At 58.1% G+C, this 4,683-nt stretch carries 5 protein-coding genes; 3 read left to right on the top strand and 2 right to left on the bottom strand.

Annotated elements, in window-relative coordinates:
• Both Q0U90_RS11460 and Q0U90_RS11455 read left to right on the top strand, forming a co-directional pair.
• The coding region (locus tag Q0U90_RS11460; protein ID WP_297455241.1) for a recombinase family protein at positions 1-884 on the top strand (884 nt) is incomplete at its 5' end.
• Positions 872-1,285, top strand: coding sequence for a hypothetical protein (locus Q0U90_RS11455; protein ID WP_297455238.1), 414 nt, complete (start codon positions 872-874; stop codon positions 1,283-1,285). The genes Q0U90_RS11460 and Q0U90_RS11455, both read left to right, overlap by 13 nt.
• A gap of 540 nt (positions 1,286-1,825) precedes the next feature.
• Here the strand turns inward: Q0U90_RS11455 and Q0U90_RS11450 are convergent.
• The gene (locus Q0U90_RS11450) at positions 1,826-2,230 is read right to left on the bottom strand and encodes a MerR family transcriptional regulator (protein WP_034664654.1); all 405 of its coding nucleotides are present in this window, start codon (positions 2,228-2,230) and stop codon (positions 1,826-1,828) included.
• Between the two features lie 169 nt (positions 2,231-2,399).
• Here Q0U90_RS11450 and Q0U90_RS11445 point away from each other — a divergent pair, with 169 nt between their 5' ends.
• Positions 2,400-3,959, top strand: coding sequence for a SulP family inorganic anion transporter (locus Q0U90_RS11445; RefSeq protein ID WP_034664651.1), 1,560 nt, complete (start codon positions 2,400-2,402; stop codon positions 3,957-3,959).
• 169 nt (positions 3,960-4,128) lie between these two features.
• Here Q0U90_RS11445 and Q0U90_RS11440 read toward each other — a convergent pair whose 3' ends face one another.
• Complete coding sequence (locus Q0U90_RS11440) at positions 4,129-4,467, bottom strand: hypothetical protein (protein WP_070788904.1); 339 nt, start codon at positions 4,465-4,467, stop codon at positions 4,129-4,131.
• Between the last annotated feature and the right edge of the window lie 216 nt (positions 4,468-4,683).

Here is a 4,683-nt window from a genome sequence, read left to right as displayed (position 1 = left end):
TCATTTGCTGGGACCTCGACCGCCTCACACGGCAGCCCTGGCAGCTCGAAGAGTGGATCGACAGGGCAGAGGAGCAGGGGCTGAAACTCGTCACTGCGAACGGTGATGCTGACCTTGCCACCGACGGCGGCAGAATGTACGCGCGCATCAAAGCAGCCGTGGCACGCGGCGAGATCGAGCGAAAGAGCATGCGCCAGTCTCGTGCGCAACAGCAACGCGCCGAGCAGGGCCGCTGGTACTCCGGCGGTGTGCGCCCTATCGGCTACACCTCCACCGGCGAGATCATTCCATCCGAAGCCGCCGCCGTGCTCGGTATGTTCCGCGCTGTCGAGAGGGGCAACTCCATGCGCGACATTGCGCGCGCCTTATCTGGGGTCGATCAACCGGGCTTGCCGGATATCCCGACCACGCCGCGCCATATGTACACCGTGGTCACAGAGCGCAACGCTCGACGCCGCGCTGAAGGCCAGGAAGAAAAGCCGGTTCCCGACGCGCAGCCGTGGGCCTACACGTCGTTGCACTCGATCCTGCGCAACCCCGTGTATGCGGGTTACTCCACTTATAAGAAGGCCAAGCGCAAAGGCGTGAAGAACAAATACCGCCGTGTCACGCATATCGTCCGCGACCCCGATACCGGCGAGCCGGTGAAAGGGCAGTGGGAGCCGATCGTCACACCCGATCTGTGGTGGCGCGTGCAGAACGTGCTCGATGATCCCGACCGGCTGACCAACAAGGAGCGCCGGAACACTCGCCGCCATCTCGGCTCGGGTCTGTATGTCTGCGACGAGTGTGGCAACCCCGTGCGCACACATGCCGACCGCTACCGCTGCGCCGCCTGTGGCTTAGTGCGACTCACAGCGTCGATGATTTTGTGCTCGCCGTGATCCGCGCCCGCCTTGGCCGTGACGATCTAGCAGACCTGTTGCCAACTGCGGATGACGACGAGGTCGACGCCATCGACGACGAACTCGCTGAGCTTCGCGCAAAGCTCGCCCGCGTCCAGGCTGACTACGATGAGGAGCTTATCGAGGCCCGTGACCTCAAGCGCGCGCGAAACCGTTATGAGCCGCAGATCGAGAAACTCGAAACGCGCCGTGCCCGTCTTGCTGGCGCATCGGCGCTGCTCGACACAACCGGCTACGCCTCGCCCGTGGATGCCTTCGACAACGCAGAGCTTGCCGTGCAGCGCCGAGTCATCAATACCCTGTGCCAGGTGCGCCTGCGCCGTGGCGTGCGCGGCACCAAGACCTTTAACCCTGAATCGGTGCAGATCGTGTGGAACTAGGTTGCAGTGTGTGACACGTCAACAATCGCGCGCATGCGCTGCGGCGCGCAAAGCTCTTACGAAGGAACGCCACGGGAGCCGGCAGTTCGGGGGAGATCTGCCTTCGTGTATCGGGGGCGACACTGCTCAACCGTGGCGTTCGCAGGAAGTATGACACGGCTCTTGTTACCCCAGAGGTCGTAGGTTCGAATCCTGCCCCCGCTACCAACTTCCAAGCCCCTACCAGGAGAAACACTGGTAGGGGCTTTAGTTATTTCTCTTAAGGCGCACGTCCTGGGACTCAAATCGGGACTTTAGCGATGGCATTTTGTCACTTAAGCCGGTTTGGAAGTGATGGGGTTAAGTGACAATTTTCGATTTTGTGACCTTGGATGACTGTGTCGTTTTGAGGAGTCGTCTGCACGGATTTCAGAAGTCCTCTGTACTATCGCCATCCACTCCGGAGAGGCCGCGGGCGTTCGTCCACTTCATCTGGAACGCGATTCGACAGAGCGCATTCAATACGATGGTCTTTTTCTCCCTGCGAAGGATGGGGGCAGTTTAGGGTGCCAGGGTGTTGACCAGATCGAGGAATTCCTCAGCGTAGGCAATTTGCTTGCGTAGCTTTTCGTAGCGGGTGCGCGTCTCCTCACGAATGTCGGCAAGGGTGGCCTTGGCATTACTCCGTGCCTGCTGTGCGGTATCACTTTCCTGCCCGCCATCTGAACTATGAAGAATCTCCGCAGCTTCCAGGAATTCCCGCATCTGATCCAGAGTAAACCCCAGCGGTTTCATCCGTCGCACCAGCAAAACACGACGTACATCAGCCTCACTATAAAGCCTGAACCCACCAGGGCTACGCCCCGATGGGGTAATCAGGCCGACGTTGTCATAATAACGCAAGGTGGGAATCGACAACCCCGTCTGGTCAACGACCTCGCCGATCTTGAAATTACTGTTTTGCATTGCCTGTTCTCCTTCACGGTGATGTTGCCCACGGGTTCCTGTGCCTGGGTTGGCGGTTGAGTAAAACTCCCGCTACCATGACCACCATCACCAAACCTAAAGTTACTAGAGGGTTGGATTCCTTTCGGGCGTTCGCCCAGTTACCTATCCCCTCAAAGATTGGACATCTATGACTGAAACTAGCACGGCGGCCCCCCGCCCCCTCCTGAGTCCAGACGGCGCTGATGCCCCTACCGGGATCATCGCATCCTTCCGTTACGCATTTTCTTCCCCCGCCCGTATCCGTATAGAGATTCTGGCCGGACTGGCGGTATCCCTGGCGCTGATCCCTGAGGCCATTGCCTTTTCCATCCTTGCCGGTGTTGACCCAGCCATGGGTCTGTTTTCCTCGGTAGTCATGGCCATTGCGATCGCCTTTACCGGTGGCCGCCCGGCAATGATCACCGGCGCCACCGGGGCTATTGCCCTAGTCATTGCTCCTGTGGCGCGTGGTTACGGGATGGATTATTTCATCGCCACCGTCCTGTTGGGCGGTGTCCTACAAATCGTGCTCGGCGCCCTCGGTGTGGCGAAACTTCAGCGTTTTATCCCCCGATCGGTGATGCTGGGTTTCGTCAATGCACTGGGCATTATGATTTTCACCGCCCAACTCGAACACCTCATTGATGTGCCTTGGATAGTCTACCCACTCGTCGGCTTGGGTGTGGTGATCATGATTTTCTTCCCCAAGCTCACCAGTGTGATCCCCGCCCCGCTGGTCACGATTATCGTGCTCACCGGTTTGGTCATTGCCGCCGGTTTGACTGTCCCGACGGTCTCGGACATGGGCAAGATGCCGGAGACCTTACCGTCCCTGTTTATCCCGAACGTGCCGTGGACGTTGGAGACCCTGCAGATCATCGCGCCTTATGCCCTGGCCATGGCCGTGGTCGGTCTCATGGAATCGTTGATGACCGCCAAGCTCGTCGATGACATCACCGACACTCATTCCGATAAAACTCGTGAATCCTGGGGACAGGGGGTGGCTAATATTGCCTCCGGTTTCTTCGGCGGCATGGGTGGCTGCGCGATGATCGGTCAAACCATGATCAACGTCCGCGAATCCGGGGCACGTACCCGCCTATCCACCCTGTTAGCCGGTGTGTTCCTGCTGGTCCTGGTCCTGGCACTGGGCGACATCGTTGGCATGATCCCGATGGCTGCGCTGGTGGCAATCATGATCATGGTCTCGGTCGGCACCATCGACTGGCACTCGGTGCATCCACGCACCCTTAAACTCATGCCGGTCTCTGAGACCATTGTTATGGCCGTGACGATTATTGCCACCCTAGCCACCAGCAACCTGGCCATTGGTGTGGTGTTGGGTGTGGTCACCGCGATGATCATGTTCGCCCGTCGGATGGCACATATCGCTTCCATTGAAAAGGTCTCCGAGATCGACGGCGACGGCGATGGCGAGATTGATACTCGTACCTACCGGGTGCATGGCCAGTTGTTTTGGGCATCAAGCAATGACCTGGTTTATCGCTTTGATTACACCGATTCTGCCCGTCATATCACTATTGATCTCACTGAGGCGGAGATCTGGGATGCCTCCACGGTCGCGACCTTTGACGCGATTACGCAGAAGTTCCAGGACAGAGGCAAAACCGTGTCCATTATCGGGCTCGACGGTCCCAGTCAGGACCGGCTGAACCGCCTGTCTGGCCGGCTTGGCACCGGCCACTAACATCCCCCGACTCGAGCACATCGACTTGGCGCCCCAACTTATAACCGGGGCGCCAGTTTATTGGTGCTGTTGCAAAGTTGGGGCATAGGAAGAGCATAAAAGAAGCGTAGCGGTTAACCGCTACGCTGTGTTGTGGGGATTTTTACTTTTTACGGTGCACGTGTTCTAGTTAGTGGTTCGTTTCTTTCCTCGGGTGATTGCGACGGTATTCCTCGACTAAGTGAGCAATACCCGGCGCAGCCTGGGACAACATCCAGGTCATAAGCGCTATAAGAACCCCTATGACGATAAGTGTTAACGCCAACCAGCCCAGTGTTGGGCCGATGCCGTTGGCCTCCTGGACGTGACCCCACAAGGCAGACACGCCGTCGGGTATGCCGAGCATACTTAGCAGCCCGTTCCCCAAGGCTCCGACAGCAACGAGTGCGATAGCAACGAAGAGAACACTGGCTGCAATCCACGAGGCAGACATGCAGGCCTTAATAAAGTTCGTGTTCGACTTTTCCATGTCGTCGTTGTACTTTTTGCGCTCTGCGGTATCTTCTCCAGCAGCTTTTCGTTGGACTCCTTCTCCTGGAGCAGGGCGCTGCGAGCCTTCTTAGAGGCTTCTGCTGCCTCGTGCAGGCTCTTAGGCTCTTTCGACATTGCCTCAGATACAGCTACTTCTACCAGCGGTTCCAGGCTAGAAGTCAGGCTCGAAGTCATCTGAGCGTTCAGGCTCTGG

It is taken from the genome of uncultured Corynebacterium sp., from assembly GCF_946998835.1.
Classification (GTDB): Bacteria; Actinomycetota; Actinomycetes; order Mycobacteriales; family Mycobacteriaceae; genus Corynebacterium.
The sequence above is the reverse complement of the archived record's forward strand: the minus strand, read 5'-3'. Positions and strand labels throughout refer to the sequence as shown.